Here is an 18,887-nt window from a genome sequence, read left to right on the forward strand (position 1 = left end):
TTTAAGACTTCCTCAGTTGATACCATGGGGTAAATCGGTTTCCGATCACACGTACCAAGGTACTACTGAACATACCCAACGCTCCAATCAGCACCATGCCAACCACAATATTGCTGTAATTTTGCAAGGTGAAAGATTCCCATGTGAAATATCCAATTCCATGTTGGCCAGAAATCATTTCAGCGGTGACCAAACAGAACCAACACGTGCCCATTCCAATGGATAAACCAGTAATAATGTTCGGTAATGCCCCCGGAATAATGACTTCATAAATGATAGCTAGATCAGAAGCACCTAGACTTTTTGCTGATGCAACGAGTCTTGGGTCGACCGCGCCTACACCATGGACGGTGTTTAGTAAGATCGGAAATAGAGCACCGATAAAAGTAATAAAAATCATGGAAGCTTCTGATGATGGAAAAATCAGAATCGCCAAAGGAATCCATGCAACTGCTGGAATCGGGCGTAAAACCTCTAATGGGGGCATTAAAAATGCAGCGAGTTTTTGATAACGCCCTGCCAACAAACCAATGCCTACACCAATTAGAGCAGCCAAAACAAAACCAACCACTACTCGAAAAACACTAGATTCGACATGTTCAAACGCAGTGCTGAGTTGAAAAAAAGACCACAGCGCATGGATGACATCTAAAGGCGTCGGTACATTGCTAAAGTTCACAATACCTAAGTTTATTTTAAGCTGAGCCAGCCCCTGCCAAATTACTATCCAGAAAGCTATAGAGGCAAAAGCGATGACGTAATTTTTAAAATGTGTCTTATATGCTCCCAACTGCTGAAAAAATTTAATCAAAAATGTACTTTGGTTTTTAGGTTTTGTTTGGACTAAACTACTCATTTGTCACCTCCTAATCATTAGCTAAGACAACACATCAGCTCTGTGTTACAAGCTGAATAGCTTTAAAGTCATATACTTTTCCGCCTTGTTGTTTAGCCCATTTTTCAGCATCATCTTTTAATAAAAAGGCCTGAATTTGTCCTGCTTTATCTGTGGCATACCATGCTAGATTGGCAAGCAACTTAATATCAGACTGATGATCTTGGCTATAAACCACACGCACCGTTTTTCCTGCCGCTTGGATTTTCTTTAAATCGGAAAAAGCATGCTCAGGTGTTTCATAGCTACGAACCTTTTCTTCACCCTTTATCCAAATTTGAGTCACACGATTAAACGTTTTGATGGGTTGGCCCGTTAAAGCATCATTTGCAACCAAAGGTGATTTTGCATAGTCAGCGAGTTGCTGGCTGTAATTTAGCCCAGAAGCCTGAAATGCATCTTTAATATATTGATCATCAATAAATTTATTTACATCAAGCGTACCGTCGTTTTTGCCTAGAACTTTTAAAGTGTCAACTGCGATTTGAGTTGCTTTTCGATATTCAGGTTTCCAAGTCAAGTCACGGGTTTGTAGACCTAATGGACCATGAAACAGATAGACCACCTCGGCAGGAATACCTGTTTTTTCAGAAATAAATTCACTATATTTTTCAGGTTGTTCTCGAATCAGACGATTTGCTTCAATGGTTGCTTGTAAATAAGCTTTTATAACTTCTGGATGTTGCTCTGCATAATCCTTACTGGCAAGTGAACCATGAAATGTCGGCGATTTTGCTTGTGAACCATCATAGATTTTTTTGGCAAAACCTTGGTAGGCAAATAACTCTCCAAAGGGTACAAAGTCAGCATGTGCAGCAATCTTATGACTTTTTAATGCAGGTCCTGCAACTTCAGGAGCCTGAGCAATCACTTTAATATCTTTATCAAGTTGCCAACCTTCAGCTTGAATCGCTCGCAGTAACAGCCCATGGGCAGTTGAAGCAAAAGGTACAGAAATAGTCTGTCCCTTTAGTTCTTTCAGTGAGGTAACTTTTGAGTCAATTGGAACAACAATCGCATTACCACTGCCATTAATACTGCCTGACAAAGGTGCTAAAAATATGCTTTCTTTTCCAGCCTTTTTAAAAGCCGCTAAATTATTTACAGCAGGAAAGTCGGCCATTGCTCCCAAATCTAGACGCCCAGCCACCATCTCACTGGTTAGTGGTGCACCAGACGTAAAGTTTTTCCATTGAATATCGTATTTAACGTGCTTGTATTCACCATCTTTGGGTAAATATTTTGGTAATAAATTCAACTCACGAACAAGTAATCCACCCGTTGCACAGTTAATGGTTGTGTCTTGTGTACCAATCGCTACACGAACAGTTTCTGTTTTACTGCCACACCCCAAAGTGCCAAGTACAATGGCACCAATTAAGCTACTGAGTAATAGTTTTCTATTGATCAATTTATTTTGTCTCATGTTGAGTATTCCAAATTAATTATTTGAGTAGGTATGGGATATTTACTTTGACTGCATCTGTTGGGCAGTCCTTTTCACATGGCATGCAGTACCAACACTCATCAAATTGCATATAAGCTTTTTGAGTGGTTGGATCGATTGCCAATAAGTCCATTGGACAAACATCTACACAGACTGTGCATCCTTTATCTGCAATGCATTTATCTTCATCAATAATGACGGGTGCGACAGTACGGTGCTGAACTTCTTTAAAAATAAAAGCCATTGTTTGAATTCCTGATTTATTTAGTCTGCAAGAGCAACATCTTTTTGAATGCGTAAACGGTCATAAGACACAGCTTCATCTTGATTAATTGGAACCACATAAGGTTCGATTGTTTTTTTGAAGCTGGTCATGTTGCCCTGTTCATCTTTTTTCAAATGTGCGTGACAGAACCAATCCGAGTTATTTTTTTGAGGGAAATCTGCTCGGTAGTGATACAGTCCCCAACGACTTTCCTCTCTAAAAAGTGAGGCTCTAGCTGCCATTTCTGCACAGTCTCGAATGAAAGAAACTTCGGCAGCGCGCATCAATTCATGTGGATTTCTTGCAGAGATTCGAGCGATATCCTGTTTAATTTCTTCAAAACGTTTCAGGCCAATTTCCATTTTTTGGCGAGTTTTGGGTGGCTGCAAATAGTCATTTACAAAACGGCGCAGCTTATATTCCACTTGTTCGGCGGGTAAGCCCTCGGAACAGTCAAGTGGTGCAAAGATTCGTGCTTTTTCTGCTTCTATTTCAGTTTGGTTCAATTCACTCTCTACAATTTCACTCACATAGTGCGCGGCATTTACTCCAGCGAACCAGCCATAGGTAAATGCACCAAGCATATAGTTATGGGGTACGGCAGCCATATCGCCAGCGCTATATAATCCCTTAACTGAAGTCTCAGCTTTTTCATTGACCCATACGCCAGAAGCACTGTGTCCGCTACAGAAACCAATTTCTGAAATATGCATTTCCACCATATCTTGACGGTAATTGGTTCCTCGCCCCTCATGAAAACGTCCACGGCTTGGGCGCTCATTGGTATGCAAGATTTCTTCGATGGTTTGAATCGTTTCTTCGGCCAGATGATCTACTTTTAAATAAACAGGACCATTACCACTTTCCAGTTCTTGGTAAAACTCCCACATCATTTGACCACTCCAGTAGTCACACTCAATGAAACGTTCACCTTTACTATTGGCGGTATAACCTCCTAAAGGACCAGTCACATAGGCACAAGCTGGGCCGTTATAGTCTTTAATCAATGGATTAATTTGGAAGCATTCTAAGTTGGCTAGTTCAGCACCGGCATGGTATGCCATTGCATAGCCATCACCTGCATTGGTTGGGTTTTCATAAGTGCCCATCAAATAGCCTGAAGATGGCAAACCTAAACGCCCTGCGGCGCCACAACATAAAATGGCTGCTTTCGTTTTAATGACATAAAAGTCACCACTACGACAGTCGAAACCGAGTACACCATTAATTGCACCTTGCTCATTTTTTAAAAGCTTTGTGGTGACAATTCGGTTGTTAATTTTGACTTGGGCGCGTTTTAACTGACGATATAAAACCTTTTTTACATCATGGCCTTCAGGCATTGGTAAAACATATGCCCCCATGTGATGTACTTTTTTTACTGCAAACTCACCTGTTTCATCTTTTTCAAATTTAATTCCCCATTGATCGAGCTGTTGGATCGTTTTAAAACTGTGCTTTGCATATGCATATACAGTTGTTTGGTTCACAACGCCATCGTTGGCAATCGTAATTTCTTTGGTATATTGCTCTGGTGTCGCGTACCCCGGAATAATGGCATTATTAAGCCCATCCATACCCATTGAAATAGCACCACTACGTTTTACATTCGCTTTTTCGATCAGTAAGACTTTTAAATTAGGGTTTTCTTGTTTTGCTTTAATTGCTGCCATTGGCCCAGCAGTTCCACCACCAATAACCACAATATCAAACTCAAGATATTTAGTTTCCATTGAATATTCCTTATTTTTATCAGTGTTATTAACGATGAATACGTAAACGGTACTGGAAGGTATCGCCCGAAAAATAAAGATATTCATAGTCAATCGGTTGCCCGTTTGCATCGTGAGTCAAACGTTCGACCCGTAATACCGGAGTTCCGATTTCAACTTGTAATAAAGCCGATAATTCTTCATCTGCTACGGTTGCATCAATGCTTAAATCCGCATGTCCCAAAGGGATGTCACACTCTTCTTCTAGGGCTTTAAAAATATCGGTAGTACGTAAATCAATCGCTTTCTCTTTGAGTTTCAAACCAATATGTTCTGGTAAATAGGTCAACTCATAAGAAACAGGCTGACGGTTTAGTAAGCGAACACGTTGAATCTCATACACATTGGCTTTAACAGGTAACTTTAATTTCGGTACAACATACATCGGGATCTGCTTAAGCTCGGCCGAGATGACACGGTTTAAAATTTCGTGACCAGCAGATGACATTGCTTCAGCAAAGCCTTGTAAATTTGAAATGTTCTGGAAGGTTTTTGGCTTACTTACAAAAGTTCCTTTACCCGGAACTTTAAAAATATAACCTTCCAACTGTAATTGATTGAGCGCTTGGCGAACTGTAATTCGACTCACACCGAACTGTTCAGCAAACACATTTTCAGATGGAATTTGGCTAAGAACAGCATATTCACCATTTACGATTTTATTGAGAATGAGTTCCCTTAATTGATCGTAAAGAGGCTTATGATTTTTTTGATCTTGGGGTAGCTGGCTCACGACTTGCAACCTGTTATAACAACTTGAGCAAATAATGTTTAAAATGTTTCCTCATTGGAAATAATTTAAAGCGATAACTTTAGTTTAAAAAATAATTTCTATTAATTTCAAAGTATTGATATATACAAAAACGTAAGATTGAAAAAATTATCATCAAAAGTACATCTGGCTTTGCTATGCTGTTAAAAATAATTTGGCCTTTCTAAAGCAGATATTTTTATAAATTAAGTTCTATTTTTAAGAGATGGATATGCAAGAAAAAGAACAAAACATCACAGATGGGCCAGTAAAAAATGTCAGTTTCTGGCAAGCTTTTTTATTTTGGTTGAAGTTAGGTTTTATTAGTTTTGGAGGGCCGGCTGGACAAATCGCAGTCATGCATCAAGAACTGGTTGAACAAAAGCGCTGGATTTCTGAAAAAAGATTTTTACACGCGCTTAACTACTGCATGTTATTACCCGGTCCTGAAGCACAGCAATTGGCGACTTATATTGGTTGGCTTATGCACAGAACGGCTGGTGGGCTAGTCGCAGGTATTTTATTTGTATTACCCTCCTTATTTATTTTAATTGGACTGTCTTGGGTTTATATAAAATTTGGAGATGTTCCGGTTATTGCGGGAATTTTTTATGGGATTAAACCTGCCGTAACCGCAATTGTTTTCCATGCAACTTACCGTATAGGTAGTCGCTCACTTAAAAATAAGTTTTTATGGGGCGTTGCAATTGCTGCTTTCTTTGCCATTTTTGTTTTAAAACTTCCTTTCCCTCTTATTGTTTTATCTGCAGGTATTGCCGGCTATTTAGCGAGTAAAAAGTACCCAGAACTTTTTTCTTCATCGGCTAGTCATAAAACCAGTCAAAAAGATTATGGTCGAGCATTTATTGATGATGATACACCCACACCAGAGCATGCTAAATTTCACTGGTTAGGCTTACTAAAACTCGTTTTAATTGCCATCGGCTTATGGTTATTACCCATCTTAGCTTTAGGTTCATATTTTGGATGGCACCACTCTTATACTCAAATGGCATGGTTTTTTACTAAAGCAGCCTTGCTTACTTTTGGTGGTGCATACGCCGTTTTACCCTATGTTTATCAAGGTGCAGTTAATAGCTTTGGGTGGCTTTCACCTACTCAAATGATTGATGGACTCGCTTTAGGTGAAACCACACCGGGTCCACTGATTATGGTTGTTGCTTTTGTTGGTTTTTTGGGAGGTGTGAATCATGCACTACTTGGTCCAGAACATCTATTTTTTGCTGGAGCACTCGGTGCTGTCATTGTGACTTGGTTTACCTTTCTTTTTTCATTTTTATTTATTTTTGCTGGCGCGCCCATCATTGAATCTACACATAATGAAATTAAGTTTACTGCCCCTTTAACAGCAATAACAGCTGCTGTGGTCGGTGTGATTTTAAATCTGGCACTATTTTTTAGCTACCATGTTTTGTGGCCACAAGGTTTTTCTGGTCACTTTGATGTTGTTGCGGCTTTAATTACCATTGCAGCATTTATTGCCTTGTTCCGTTTTGAAATTAATGTGTTATACGTAATTTTTACATCTGCTCTTATTGGCTTGTTGGTTTATCTTTTATAGAAAATTAACCATGAGTCCTTTAACGCAACTGTGAAGGACTCATGCCATAAAACTGTTTAAAACGATGGCTCAAATGGCTTGCTGAACTAAAGCCACATACCAATGCAATGTCTTGTAAAGAAAAGTGTGAAGACTGAATTAGTCCTTTTGCCTTGATTAAACGTCTTTGCATGACATATTGGTGAGGTGCCATATTCATGGATTGTTTAAACATATGGGCAAAATGGTATTCGCTTAAATTCACAACATTTGCCAAATCTGACAAAGTCAGAGCTTGATCGAGATGCCCTTCAATCCATTCTTGAATATATTTGAGCTTATGAGGCGCAAGCCCGCCTTTAATAGCAGGCTGTTGCCATTTAACATTGCTATATCTTCGAATTAAATGATTTAGCAATAAACTGGCAGTGGTACTCATTTGTAAATGGTTTGATGAATCTTTCCAATCACAATCTAACAAGAAAAACTGATATAACGCTCGAATCCGTTCGTCGTCATTAAAGACAACTTCGTTTAGTTCAATTTGATTAGGCTCTTTGTCCCATATTTTTTCAGCAACATCACGCAAATGTTGGTCGGTATAATACAAATGAACAAATTTAAGACCACCTCGTATATCCCAAGTCGACTCCTGATGTTCAGGTAATAAACAAAAACGACCCGGCCCACCGCCATTTTTCCAGCCCACTGGGGTTTTTTGATAGCTTTCATAGCCATCTTGAATATAGAGACTTAAAGTATGGTGATCGCTACAGACACTTACCCGATCTTGCTCATTAGACCAAAATGCAAGTTGCATATTTTCATCAAGCACCACAGTTTCGTGAAGCTTGGCTTTAGATTGCTGTAGCTGTTCTAAAGTTTGATAGGCCATGCAAAATTAAAATGAATATCATTGAGCTTAAGTTAACCATATTCAGCAAAATTGAGCTAGTTCTGACATATAAAAAACGCAAGATCTTGCATGTACTACACAAGAATATATACGTGAAAAATTAAGCATTCCTAGATACTTAAGTTTGGTAATCGAGGATGAACTTATGAATATTTTACTCTATGTTGCGGTGGTGTTGATTTGGGGAACAACATGGATTGGAATTGCCATTCAAAGTCACTATGCAACACCTGTCGTCGCAATTTTATGGCGTTTTGCCATTTCAGCCTTATTACTTTGGGTTGTTTTACTATTTTCAGGAAAATTACAGCGAATTGCTTTAAAAGATCACTTGTTCTGTATGCTGCAAGGCCTTTGTGTTTTCGGCCTAAACTTTATTTGTTTTTATACCGCTGTTAAATATGTAAATAGCGGTTTAGAGTCTGTCATCTTTTCAATGGCTGTTTTCTTTAATGCCATTAATGCCCTTATCTTTTTTAAGCAAAAACCTTCCCCAAATTTTGCCCCAGCTGCACTTTTAGGCCTAATGGGTATAGTCTTGCTATTTTGGCATGACCTCATCAGTAGTCAGTTTAATGCACAGTTATTAATGGGTATTGGCTTGTGTGCAATAGGCACTTACGGTTTTTCTTTAGGAAATATGATTAGTGTTAGACACCAGAAGCGTGGTTTAAATATTTTTTCAACCAATTGTTATGCCATGACCTATGGTGCATTGGTGATGTTAAGTCTAGCGTTATTTACTGGCCAAGATTTAATGCCTCCAATGAATTTCCCATTTTTAAGCTCGGTACTTTACTTGGCTATATTTGGTACTGTTATTGGGTTCTCTGCTTATTTTTCTCTGGTTGGACGTATTGGTGCAGCCAAAGCAGCATATAGCACGTTACTCTTCCCTTTAGTTGCTTTAACAGTTTCTACTTTCTTTGAAGGATATTTATGGACCCTAAACGCTCTATTCGGAATTTTATTGATCTTACTCGGTAACTACCTAATGTTTAGTAAGTTTGAAATTGGAAAAAAGTTATTTAATACTCAAAAAAGTTGTGAGAAGCAGGCCTAAGCCTGCTTTTTTATAAGTCATAATTAATTTTAGCAGCCCATTTTTAGCATCAACTCGAAATCTTTTAAAGCCGCAGCTGCTGTAGCTAAAGGTGCAGATGCTCCTCCACTAACCACAAATTCACCCATTTCTTGAGTTAACACCCGAATGCATTTATTTGAACCTTGAAGATGGGCAAAAGGATGATTTGCTGGAACTAAACGTAATTCAACCCCTGTTTGAATTTGCTGATTTTCAATATGAATAAAACCGACCAGACGAGGAATTAGATCTTCTTTTTTCCAATCACGAATATGATCGGCAGTAACATGGCTGATTCCTTGTCTTGGAATATCTTGAATTTTTATATCAGCTCCCAAAACGGTATTTGCCAATATCGTAATTTTAGCAGCCGTATCCCACCCATCTACATCAAAAGAACTATTAGGTTCGGCAATACCTTTTGCTTGGGCTTTTTGAAGAGATTCTGCAAATGCACATTCATTTTGCAACATATCATTTAAAATAAAATTTGTGGTTCCAGTAAAAACACCTTCTATTTCTAAAATCTGACAGCCTGCTAAGTTATATTCAAACAAATCAACTGTCGGTAAAGCCGCAGCTGTCGCGCCGCTAAAAAATAATTTTTTATTGTGTTGATGCGCCAAGTTAATTATTTTTTTACCTTCTACGACTAAGGCACCTTTAGATACTGCTATCGCATTCATGTTATGTGTTAAAGCATAATTTAAATAAAACAGGCCTTTGCTTCCTGTCACATAATCACTTGGCCCAGTCTCAATAATGACATCCGCTTGTACCTGTTCTAAAAACTTTTGCTCAGTTAGACCTGCTTGATATTGAGTTTTATCTAGCCATTTGGCAGCTTGCAAACCGTCTTGGTCGATTAAGCCTGATGATGAGTTGCAGATACCTACTAAACGGGTATCAATTTGATATTTTTGTTTATAGTATTCAGATCGATTTAAAAGAAGCTCTGCAATTTGTTGCCCAATCCGTCCAAAACCACAAATTGCCACGTTGACTCGCTTCATATCGCTTTCTCAAAAAACTTAAAGGGTTTAAATAAAAAATTTCCAAAGTTAATGTTAAGGCTTCATTTGGAAACTTTGTATTTATAAAGGTAAGTTAAAATACTATATCACTTAGATATTTGTGAGATTAACAATCTTAACTACCATATAAATTGCGACAGCAAAAACCATTAAAGCAAAGACTTTTTGTACAATTGCAGCCGGAATAAAACGAATGGCTCTGCGCCCTAATAACATACCGAATGCACATGCGAGTGCAAACGCACTGGTAATGGCTACTGGATAGTGAAAACCCTCTGCAATATGCATCACAATACTTATGCCACTAATGAGAAAAATAATCATGAGTGATGTTGCAACAATACTATGCATGTCGAGATTAGTGACTTTTCTAAGAGCTGGCACAATTACAAAGCCACCACCGACTCCTAGCATTCCCGTTAAAAGCCCAGCAATAATCCCGATGCTCGCAAGAACGCTTCCCGTTTTAAAATTCCAGATAAAGCGCCCCGTACTTGGGTTGACCTGACACGGCGGGTTGTGGAAATCCGAAACTCGGTTACTGATGAGTCGATAGCCCACTGTAAACATAACTAAGCTAAACATGAGCATGAGCCAAACAGGAGAAATGGTGTTGGCTATTAAAATTCCGATATGTGCCATAGGTGCGCCAATAATGGCAATCCAGATTGCAGCACGATAACGAACCATCTTTTTAAATAAGCCTTCAATGGTTCCAATGAGGGTAGATAGCGCAACCGCCAACAACCCAATCGGTGCAGCTTGAGCCACGCTCCAGCCTTGACTGGTCATTAGCGCGGGTACAGCAAGAATACCGCCACCTGCACCAGTAAGACCAAGTAAAAAGCCAATCACGATGCCTTCAACGACAAGTAATAACATATCAGAAGCCTAAAATTTCATGTTTTTCATTTGCAATGAACTGCTGTATTTACTCGAACCTAGTTCTCGCCTTCTTTCGAAGCTTTAATCGCTTCTCAGGGTAAAGCGTTGCTTTACTTATCCTCTTAACTCGAACATAGTTCTCGTCTTGCGCTCGTACAAAGCATTGCTTTGTTTAACCTCTTCCACTCGAGAACAGCTCTCGTCTTGCGCTCGTACAAAGCGTTGCTTTGCTTAACCTCTTCCGCTCAAGCACAGCTTTCGTCTTCTCGCGAAGCTTCAATCGCTTCTCAGGGTAAAGCGTTGCTTTACTTATCCTCGCTCAGGTTTGACCATCCATTCGCGGCCTTTGAGCATGCCTTGCCAATAAATCGGTGGCAAAATTTGCTCTTTAAGTAACCATGCCAAGCGAGATGGTTGCTGCCCATCAATCACCCATTTGGGAAAACTTGGAAGTAATTTGCCACCGTAGCCAAACTCAGCCAGAACGATTTTTCCACGCTCTACAGTCAGTGGACACGAGCCATAGCCGTTATATTCACAAAAGTTCTGCTCACCTTTTAATTTCGCAAGAATATTCACAGCGACAATTGGAGCTTGTGCCCGTGCCGCAGCAGCAGTTTTGGCATTAGGTGCATTCATCACATCACCTAGAGCAAAAATATTGGCATGTTCGATGTGTTGTAAGGTTTGCGGGTTAACGTTCACCCATCCAGCTTCATCTGTGAGAGTACTTGCACGAATGAAATCAGGCGCTTGTTGCGGTGGAACAACATGCAACATATCAAAATCGGTTTCGACCAGTTCCGCATTTTCATCGTTCACTACCTTAAACCATGCTTTTTTTGCTGGTCCATCTACTTTGACAAGTTGATGGTTAAAGTGCAGTTCAGAACCATATTTTTCGACATATTGCATCAGTGCAGGTACATATTCCTTCACACCAAATAAAACACCGCCGCTGTTATAAAAATGGATAGAAATATCTTTAAGTTTGCCTTGCTTTAACCAATAGTCGGCTGAAAGGTACATTGCTTTTTGAGGAGCACCAGCACATTTAATCGGCATAGGTGGCTGGGTAAAGATTGCCTTTCCACCGTTTAGCTGTTGTACGAGTTGCCATGTATAAGGTGCCAAGTCATAGCGATAGTTAGAGGTCACCCCATTTTTACCAAGGGTTTCGACTAAACCTTCAATCCCATGCCAATTCAGTTTTAAACCGGGGCATACGACCAACGCTTTATATTGAATCGGTTGGCATCCTTCCAAAATAACCTGATTATGCTCAGGGTCGAATCCGGCAACAGCAGCTTTCATCCATTTAACTTTGGATGGAATTACACTTGCCATTGAGCGTGCTGTTACTTGTGGCTTAAAAATTCCAGCCCCTACCATGGTCCAGCCGGGTTGATAATAATGCGTATCTGCCGGATCAATAATAACAATATCTAAGTTCGGTTCACGGCATAAGAGACTAGACGCTACAGAAATTCCAGCTGCACCAGCACCCACAATCACAACGCTATAGCAAGGAATCGTTGCTGGTTCATGATCACGTTTTAAAATACGTGGCACTAAGCCTTTCAAGTTAAAACCAAGTTTGTTACCTGTTTCGACTAAAAGGGCTGCATCTTTTGGGGCAACTTCCGCTAAAGCCCACAAACTGATGGCACGCATGCCAGAGCGGCAATACGCTAAAACAGGTTTCTGAGTATTGTGGTAAAACTGCTTAAACTCTGTAACTTGTTGATCGGTAATTTTGCCACTCGTAACAGGCTGATAAATTACATTTAGGCCATGTCGCTGAGCTACTTCTTCAATTTCAATCACATTCGGCTGATCCGGACCTTCTCCATCTGGGCGGTTACAGATCAGAGTTTTTATCCCCTGATCTGCAATTTTTGCGACTTCATCGGCAGTGATTTGACCAGCAACATAAAAATCTTGATTAATTCGTTTGAGTTCCATATTGCCACCTTAAGATTGCGAAGTTGAGCCACAGGCTTGATTAGCTGGTAATGCTTTATCGATCTGTTTTGGATATGGCAGATTTAAATCATTCATTAATTTAATAAAATCTTCACGGGAGCGTTTTTGGCCTAAACGTGAGTTATATAAACGTTCATTAGCAATAGTCGAAGATAGGCGACCTTTGTAATCATGTCCCGGATAAACAATTGTATCGTCCGGCAAACTGAAAAGTTGTTTATGAATACTGTCATAGAGCGTTCCAGCATTGCCCTCTTGGAAGTCAGTTCGACCACAACCATCAATTAACAATGCATCCCCAGTGAAAACCATGTTTCCAACTAGATAACTCGTACAAGCATTGGTATGACCTGGTGTATAGCGCGCTTCAATACTAAGGTTGCCCAATTTAAGCGTGCAACCATCTGTGATTAAAATATCTCCGCAATTTACACCTGAATTTCGATGTAAAACTGATTTGCAATGAAAGCGTTCACGCAGCAAATTCGCAGCCGTAATATGGTCCGCATGAACATGTGTGTCTAAGGTATAGATGAGTGTAAATTGATGCTGCTCTAATTCTTCTGCATAAATCTCTATATCTGATGCGACTGGGTCAATTAAAACAGCCTCTAATGTTTCTTCACACCCAAGCATATATGTATAAGTCGAACTTTCCTGCTCAAAAAACTGCTTAAAGAACATGGTTTATATTCCCAATAACTTATTTCTTTTTTATATTTTGCAAATAAGATGCCAATTATTTAAAATTAAATAATAAGTATAAAAATCAAAAAATTAAATTAATGACTACATTTAAGTCGGGGAAATAATCGCTACTTGATGTTTCTATGCAACTTTAGTATGTTTCAATGAAACAATGGTGAAACACAAACAATGGCAAAATTAAATTTTGAGTCAGAACAGGATTTTTTTATTCTATTTGAGCAATTAAAGGCTTTATTCCCAAGTGCTAGTCTGTTTTTAGCAGATATAACGACTCAAGCAATTCACTATAAATTTAATACAGATGATATTTCTGTCGAGAGTATGGCAGCTCTGGTTCAAGATCATCACAACCAATATCTTGAAATCAATACGCATAAAATTAAAAAGCGATTTATCTATCAAGAGCATGACATTTATATTAGCGAAAACCATTTTATTGGGAAGCTACATATTTTACAGCCAGTTGGCACAGAAGATGATATTGCTGATCAAGTGCAATTAACAGAGCAATTACAAGACTTGGCCAAGGTTTTTAATAGTTGCTCACCAGAAATGGCCCGCATGTTTTCAATTATTCAAAGAGTGGCAATTACTGAGTTTCCAGTGCTCGTCCGAGGCGAATCTGGTAGTGGTAAAGAACTGGTGGCAAAGGCTATTCATGATTATAGCCAACGTAAAAATAAGATCTTTGTTGCCATTAACTGCGCTGCTCTAAATGCCAATATTCTAGAAAGCGAACTATTTGGGCATGTTAAAGGCGCTTTTACTGGAGCAATTCGCGATCATAAAGGCGTGTTTGAACGTGCCGCGGGCGGAACCCTTTTTCTTGATGAAATTGCCGAGATCCCTTTAGAGCTACAAGCTAAATTATTACGGATACTAGAGACAGGTGAATTTACACCGGTCGGTGGTGAAAAACCTATTCAGGCCAATGTGCGCATTATTACAGCAACGCACAAAGCTTTACGTGAGGAAGCTAAGGCTGGGCGTTTCCGCCACGATCTACTCTATCGTTTACGCGTGATTCCAATTTTTATACCGCCTCTTAGAGAACGTAAAGTCGATATTCCACTCATTGTCGATCAGATTTTAAAAGAAAGCTCAACACAACTCGACACAATGCCTCATCAAGTCAATCAAAAAGCCATGCAAGTTTTGCTTAACTATGATTGGCCAGGGAATGTTCGTGAGCTTAAAAACACATTGCTTTATGCTTTAACCATGGCAAATGGTAAAGATGAAATTGAAGTCGAAGACTTACCGAATGAACTATTAAATGCGGATGATTACGTTAAATTACCCGAAGCAAATACAGAGCTTAGTCCTGAAAATGTGCAAGCAGCTTTAGAAAAATATAATCACAACCTGAATATGGTTGCCAATATTTTTGGAATTAGCCGTACTACGCTTTGGCGATATAGACAAAAACATAAGCTCGTTTAAACTTTAGTTAGGCAATCTTTTGGTGTTGCTACCCCTTTTATCGCCATGGTAATTGTTTAGGCAGCTTTTCATCAGGTTCTGGTGTAGTTGTACTCGATGCCGCTTTCTTTAATAGCCATAAAAAATGCCCCGTACTGATATAGGGCATTTAGGTAACTCTAAAAATATAAAATATTAGTAAGTTTCTCAACTTTAGAAGTGAACTTGAATTGTGTTTACAGTTGGGTTATCTGTAATAATTTTCACTTGATACCCTAATTCTTCAATTACAATTTTTGCTTCTTCTAACTTTGAGATATCAACTGCTTGTTTTTGATAAGTTAAGCTGCTCAATCTATTACCAACCCTAGCATCATTAATAATTTGATCATTAATCTGATTAATAATATCTTGAACTGATAAATTAGATGACATAGTGAACATTCTCCTAAAGTGTTAGTGTTCTCTACATTATAGTAAGCGCCTGCTAATAACTTCGAAAAAAGTCTATAATTTTACAAATTAATCGTTAAAGTCGTCTTCAGACTATTCTTCATCAGCCTCAATAATGGCAAGTTTCCTTGCAAATGCAACTGCCTTTTTCTTCCTCATATTAACTTTAGCAATTGCCATTCTTTCTTCAGCACCGACAATACTTCGTCGTGCTTGAACTTGACCAATGCTAATTCTTTTTGTGTCGGTTTATTAAGACTTAAAATCTCATCACGAATAACCTCTTCTATAGCAGTTTGTTGCAATGAAACTTTCTAAGAAGCTAAAGATAATAACCTACTTTATTCAACCAATAAAAAAGAGCGAATTATCGCTCTTTTTAGATTTAAGGTTTATTTATGGCTGTACGATAATCTTAACGGCGGACTCATTGTTATGAATTAAGGTTTCAAAACCTTGGGAAATCAAATCATCAAGTTGAATACGCTGGGTAATAAAAGGTTCCAGATTTATTTTACCTTCTTCAACCAGCTTAATGGTTTCCTGATGGTCATTGACGTAGGCAATTGTACCTCGTACATCCAACTCTTTCATCACCACACTATGCACATTAATTGATGCTGGATGGCTCCAGATCGAAACAATCACTATCACGCCTGTTGGTTTCACTGCCGCAACCAAAGTATCTAGAACTTTGTTAACGCTACTACATTCAAATGCAACATCGACGCCACCACCATTGGTGATTTTCATGACCTCAGAAACGACATCAACTTCTGATGGGTCTAAAATATAATCTGCAACTCCCGACTCTTTGGCTTTTTCCTTACGCTTTGCACTCAACTCGGTAATGATGACTTTAAGCCCTTTCGCTTTTAAAATTGCCGAAAGTAATAAACCAATTGGCCCTGCACCACCAACCAGAGCAATATCACCAGCCTTCGCACCACTGCGGACATAAGCATGATGACCAACCGATAACGGTTCAATCAATGCAGCTTGATCAAGTGGAATTTTATTAGAGATTGGATGTACCCAACGGCGTTTAACCGCAATTTTTTCCGATAGACCTCCGCCACGACCACCTAAACCAATAAAATTCATGTTTTTGGAAAGATGATAATTATCTCCCGGCCCAGTCGGAACATCATCGGCCACAATATAAGGCTCTACGACCACATGTTGACCGACTTCAATATCATCAACACCTTCACCTACGGCATAGACGACACCTGAAAACTCATGTCCCATGGTGATTGGCGCAGATTCGCCTGAAATAGGATGAGGATGTCCACACGGTGGAATAAAAATCGGTCCTTCCATAAATTCATGCAAATCTGTACCACAAATTCCACACCAAGCAACCTTAATGCCTACAGTGCCGGGAGTGACTTCTGGTTCTGGGATATCTTCAATACGGATATCGCCTCTGTCATAAAAACGCGCTGCTTTCATTATTATCTCCCTCAAATCAGGATGTTGTTTTAACGATAGACAATTCCGCCGTCCGTTAAAATCGATTGACCCGTAATGTAATCTGAATCTTCACTTGCTAGAAAAGCAACTAATGCAGCGACATCCTCTGGTGTTTGGGCTCTACCTAAAGCAATGCCTTCTACATATTTTTTATAGGTCTCACCTATAGCCGCACCGGTAATTTCAGCAAACTGTTTATCAATTTCAACCCACATGTCGGTTCCAACAATTCCGGGACAATATCCGTTTACCGTAATACCGTGACTTGCGTATTCTTTTGCTGCGGCTTGTGTAAGCGCACGCACTGCAAACTTGGTTGCCGAATAAACACCCAGCAAAGCAAACCCATCATGGCCTGCAATTGAACAAGCATTAATGATTTTACCTTTATGTTGGCGTTGCTTAAATTTTGCAGCAGCAGCCTGTATGCCCCACAGTACACCGCCAATATTGATATCAACGATTTTGTGAAATTCATCTGGTGTCGTATCTGCAATAGCCTGAACCTGAGCAATTCCAGCATTATTAATCATGATGTCAAAGCCACCAAGTGTCTGCTCAGCATGATTTATAGCGGCATACACTTGTTCGCGGTCACTGACATCGGCAATAAACGTACTGGCATTTACGCCTAAAGCTTGAATCTCTTGCTGTACAGCATTGAGTCGATCTTGTTTCATATCGACCAATGCAATGTGCAGACCCTCTTGCGCCAAGCGCAGGGCAATCCCACGGCCAATGCCTTGAGCTGCTCCCGTCACTAAAGCGACTTTATCTTTTAATCCCTTAACCATTTTTCAACTCCTGTAAATGCAGAATTTCTACATATGAATCGCTCGTTGCATTGAAGCCAAAATGGATTCATGCATGGCTTCTGATAATGTTGGATGTGGGAAAATTACTTGAGCTAGACTTTCATCAGTTGCTTCTAGATATTTAGCAATTGCGAAACCTTGAATGTGCTCGGTCACTTCATGGCCCACCATGTGTGCACCAAGTAGCTCACCCGTTTCTGCATGTATGACAGTTTTAACGAAACCTGACGCATCTCCAATTGCTAAAGCTTTGCCATTCGCAGTTAAAGAAAACTTGCCGATTCGGACAGGTAGGTTCTGCGCTTTTGCTGCACTTTCAGTCAGACCAATGCTAGCCACTTGTGGATGAGTAAAAATGCAACCCGGAATTTGGCTACGGTCGAGTGAATGCACGTTTGCCACGCCAGCAATTTTTTCAACACATATCACGGCTTCATGGCTTGCTTTATGGGCAAGACACGGTGCTCCAGCAACATCACCAATGGCGTAGAGACCAGCCACATTGGTTTTACAATAGTCATCAATTGCCACAAAACCTTGTGGATTCAGTTCTACATCTAAACGTTCCAGTCCTAGTCCTGCAATATTAGGCTGTACACCAATTGCCGAAAGCACACGGTCAAAAACGACTGTTTGAACATCATTTGCTGTTTCAATTACACAGTGAACTTGCCCATTTTCAATTTGAATACTTTGAACAACAGCATCCGTTAAGACTTTCATTCCTTTTTGTTCAAACTGTTTTCTGACAAATTGAGCAACTTCTGCATCTTCGGTTGGTAAAATCTGCTTGGCTAAATCAATAAGCGTGACCTGACATCCCAAGTCTTGATAAAGGCTGGCAAACTCACTACCAATTGCACCCGAACCAACGACGAGTAAGCTTTTTGGCAGTTCTTCTGGAATAAGCGCTTCTTTATAACTCCAGACATAAGTTCCATCGACAGGAAGCTGAGAAATATGTCGAGCCTTAGCACCGGTTGCCAAAATAATATATGGTGCACTTAAAGCCTGACTTTTACCTTGAGCATCGGTCACTTCAATTTTTTCTTTAGCCGTAACTTCGGCACGACCATTAAAAACAGTCACCAGATTCTTTTTAAGCAAGTAATCAATGCCTTGTACTAACTGTGCCGAAACTTGTCGGCTATGTTGGACAAGCTTTTGAATATCAAAATCGAGTTGAGATACCTGAAAGCCAAACTGCGCAGCATTTTTAAATTGAGTTGCAAGTTCTGCCCCTGCAAGTAAAGCTTTAGTTGGAATACACCCCCAATTCAGGCATATTCCGCCCAAATGTTGTTCTTCTACAATTGCGGTTTTTAGCCCGAGCTGGGCTGCACGAATTGCAGCCACATATCCACCCGGTCCCGCACCAATCACAATCAAATCGAATTGAGTTTCTGACATGCGGGTT

General features: G+C 39.7%; 17 protein-coding genes. 3 read left to right on the forward strand and 14 right to left on the reverse strand.

What is annotated here, in order from left to right:
* Position 1: 1 nt before the first annotated feature.
* The 5 genes from RMB03_RS16280 to RMB03_RS16300 are packed head-to-tail and all read right to left on the reverse strand — an operon-like array spanning position 2 to position 5,112.
* A complete protein-coding gene (locus RMB03_RS16280; protein WP_311076940.1) occupies positions 2-856 on the reverse strand; it encodes an ABC transporter permease in 855 nt (284 codons plus the stop codon).
* A 34-nt stretch (positions 857-890) separates the two neighbouring features.
* Positions 891-2,321: an ABC transporter substrate-binding protein gene (locus tag RMB03_RS16285; protein ID WP_311076941.1), complete on the reverse strand. Its 1,431-nt coding sequence runs from the start codon at positions 2,319-2,321 to the stop codon at positions 891-893.
* Between the two features lie 19 nt (positions 2,322-2,340).
* On the reverse strand, positions 2,341-2,586 hold the full coding sequence (locus RMB03_RS16290; protein ID WP_000864074.1) for a ferredoxin family protein: 246 nt from the start codon (positions 2,584-2,586) through the stop codon (positions 2,341-2,343).
* Between the two features lie 20 nt (positions 2,587-2,606).
* Positions 2,607-4,340 carry a fumarate reductase/succinate dehydrogenase flavoprotein subunit gene (locus tag RMB03_RS16295; RefSeq protein ID WP_311076942.1) on the reverse strand — a complete coding sequence of 578 codons (1,734 nt, stop codon included), beginning with the start codon at positions 4,338-4,340 and terminating at the stop codon, positions 2,607-2,609.
* Positions 4,341-4,368: 28 nt separating this feature from the next.
* Positions 4,369-5,112, reverse strand: coding sequence for a GntR family transcriptional regulator (locus tag RMB03_RS16300; RefSeq protein ID WP_311076943.1), 744 nt, complete (start codon positions 5,110-5,112; stop codon positions 4,369-4,371).
* 250 nt (positions 5,113-5,362) lie between these two features.
* Here RMB03_RS16300 and chrA point away from each other — a divergent pair, with 250 nt between their 5' ends.
* Positions 5,363-6,712 carry a chromate efflux transporter gene (chrA, locus tag RMB03_RS16305; protein ID WP_311076944.1) on the forward strand — a complete coding sequence of 450 codons (1,350 nt, stop codon included), beginning with the start codon at positions 5,363-5,365 and terminating at the stop codon, positions 6,710-6,712.
* A gap of 19 nt (positions 6,713-6,731) precedes the next feature.
* Here the strand turns inward: chrA and RMB03_RS16310 are convergent, their stop codons facing one another.
* Positions 6,732-7,586, reverse strand: a complete 855-nt coding sequence (locus tag RMB03_RS16310) for a helix-turn-helix domain-containing protein (RefSeq protein WP_311076945.1) — start codon at positions 7,584-7,586, stop codon at positions 6,732-6,734.
* A 166-nt stretch (positions 7,587-7,752) separates the two neighbouring features.
* Between RMB03_RS16310 and RMB03_RS16315 the strand changes: the two genes are divergently transcribed.
* A complete protein-coding gene (locus tag RMB03_RS16315) occupies positions 7,753-8,670 on the forward strand; it encodes an EamA family transporter (RefSeq protein WP_311076946.1) in 918 nt (305 codons plus the stop codon).
* Between the two features lie 29 nt (positions 8,671-8,699).
* Here the strand turns inward: RMB03_RS16315 and RMB03_RS16320 are convergent, their stop codons facing one another.
* The 4 genes from RMB03_RS16320 to RMB03_RS16340 form a co-directional block, all read right to left on the reverse strand.
* Positions 8,700-9,704, reverse strand: a complete 1,005-nt coding sequence (locus tag RMB03_RS16320; RefSeq protein ID WP_311076947.1) for a homoserine dehydrogenase — start codon at positions 9,702-9,704, stop codon at positions 8,700-8,702.
* A 111-nt stretch (positions 9,705-9,815) separates the two neighbouring features.
* Positions 9,816-10,607 (reverse strand): sulfite exporter TauE/SafE family protein, encoded by a 792-nt coding sequence (locus RMB03_RS16325; protein WP_311076948.1) that lies wholly within the window; start codon positions 10,605-10,607, stop codon positions 9,816-9,818.
* Positions 10,608-10,919: 312 nt separating this feature from the next.
* The gene (locus tag RMB03_RS16330) at positions 10,920-12,575 is read right to left on the reverse strand and encodes a TIGR01244 family sulfur transferase (protein WP_336622898.1); all 1,656 of its coding nucleotides are present in this window, start codon (positions 12,573-12,575) and stop codon (positions 10,920-10,922) included.
* A 9-nt stretch (positions 12,576-12,584) separates the two neighbouring features.
* Entirely contained in the window at positions 12,585-13,280 is a 696-nt protein-coding gene (locus tag RMB03_RS16340) for an MBL fold metallo-hydrolase (protein ID WP_311076949.1), read from the reverse strand.
* Positions 13,281-13,472: 192 nt separating this feature from the next.
* On the opposite strand from RMB03_RS16340, the gene RMB03_RS16345 reads away from it, so the two are divergent.
* Positions 13,473-14,747 carry a sigma-54 dependent transcriptional regulator gene (locus tag RMB03_RS16345; RefSeq protein WP_311076950.1) on the forward strand — a complete coding sequence of 425 codons (1,275 nt, stop codon included), beginning with the start codon at positions 13,473-13,475 and terminating at the stop codon, positions 14,745-14,747.
* 192 nt (positions 14,748-14,939) lie between these two features.
* Here the strand turns inward: RMB03_RS16345 and RMB03_RS16350 are convergent, their stop codons facing one another.
* The 4 genes from RMB03_RS16350 to lpdA all read right to left on the reverse strand — a co-directional run bounded on the left by RMB03_RS16350 (position 14,940) and on the right by lpdA (position 18,880).
* Positions 14,940-15,161 carry a hypothetical protein gene (locus RMB03_RS16350; RefSeq protein WP_311076951.1) on the reverse strand — a complete coding sequence of 74 codons (222 nt, stop codon included), beginning with the start codon at positions 15,159-15,161 and terminating at the stop codon, positions 14,940-14,942.
* Between the two features lie 414 nt (positions 15,162-15,575).
* Positions 15,576-16,634: a 2,3-butanediol dehydrogenase gene (locus RMB03_RS16360; RefSeq protein ID WP_311076952.1), complete on the reverse strand. Its 1,059-nt coding sequence runs from the start codon at positions 16,632-16,634 to the stop codon at positions 15,576-15,578.
* 29 nt (positions 16,635-16,663) lie between these two features.
* Positions 16,664-17,449, reverse strand: a complete 786-nt coding sequence (locus RMB03_RS16365; protein ID WP_311076953.1) for an acetoin reductase — start codon at positions 17,447-17,449, stop codon at positions 16,664-16,666.
* 27 nt (positions 17,450-17,476) lie between these two features.
* On the reverse strand, positions 17,477-18,880 hold the full coding sequence (lpdA, locus tag RMB03_RS16370) for a dihydrolipoyl dehydrogenase (RefSeq protein ID WP_311076954.1): 1,404 nt from the start codon (positions 18,878-18,880) through the stop codon (positions 17,477-17,479).
* Positions 18,881-18,887: the final 7 nt, after the last annotated feature.

This window comes from Acinetobacter sp. V91_7, from assembly GCF_031799075.1.
In the GTDB taxonomy this organism is placed as follows: Bacteria; Pseudomonadota; Gammaproteobacteria; order Pseudomonadales; family Moraxellaceae; genus Acinetobacter; species Acinetobacter calcoaceticus.

Coding starts and splice junctions, on each gene's coding strand:
- RMB03_RS16295 (WP_311076942.1), bottom strand. CDS start 4,340: ATGGAAACTAAATATCTTGAGTTTGATATTGTGGTTATTGGTGGTGGA.
- RMB03_RS16340 (WP_311076949.1), bottom strand. CDS start 13,280: ATGTTCTTTAAGCAGTTTTTTGAGCAGGAAAGTTCGACTTATACATAT.
- RMB03_RS16315 (WP_311076946.1), top strand. CDS start 7,753: ATGAATATTTTACTCTATGTTGCGGTGGTGTTGATTTGGGGAACAACA.
- RMB03_RS16320 (WP_311076947.1), bottom strand. CDS start 9,704: ATGAAGCGAGTCAACGTGGCAATTTGTGGTTTTGGACGGATTGGGCAA.
- lpdA (WP_311076954.1), bottom strand. CDS start 18,880: ATGTCAGAAACTCAATTCGATTTGATTGTGATTGGTGCGGGACCGGGT.
- chrA (WP_311076944.1), top strand. CDS start 5,363: ATGCAAGAAAAAGAACAAAACATCACAGATGGGCCAGTAAAAAATGTC.
- RMB03_RS16325 (WP_311076948.1), bottom strand. CDS start 10,607: ATGTTATTACTTGTCGTTGAAGGCATCGTGATTGGCTTTTTACTTGGT.
- RMB03_RS16285 (WP_311076941.1), bottom strand. CDS start 2,321: ATGAGACAAAATAAATTGATCAATAGAAAACTATTACTCAGTAGCTTA.
- RMB03_RS16310 (WP_311076945.1), bottom strand. CDS start 7,586: ATGGCCTATCAAACTTTAGAACAGCTACAGCAATCTAAAGCCAAGCTT.
- RMB03_RS16365 (WP_311076953.1), bottom strand. CDS start 17,449: ATGGTTAAGGGATTAAAAGATAAAGTCGCTTTAGTGACGGGAGCAGCT.
- RMB03_RS16280 (WP_311076940.1), bottom strand. CDS start 856: ATGAGTAGTTTAGTCCAAACAAAACCTAAAAACCAAAGTACATTTTTG.
- RMB03_RS16290 (WP_000864074.1), bottom strand. CDS start 2,586: ATGGCTTTTATTTTTAAAGAAGTTCAGCACCGTACTGTCGCACCCGTC.
- RMB03_RS16360 (WP_311076952.1), bottom strand. CDS start 16,634: ATGAAAGCAGCGCGTTTTTATGACAGAGGCGATATCCGTATTGAAGAT.
- RMB03_RS16330 (WP_336622898.1), bottom strand. CDS start 12,575: ATGGAACTCAAACGAATTAATCAAGATTTTTATGTTGCTGGTCAAATC.
- RMB03_RS16350 (WP_311076951.1), bottom strand. CDS start 15,161: ATGTCATCTAATTTATCAGTTCAAGATATTATTAATCAGATTAATGAT.
- RMB03_RS16345 (WP_311076950.1), top strand. CDS start 13,473: ATGGCAAAATTAAATTTTGAGTCAGAACAGGATTTTTTTATTCTATTT.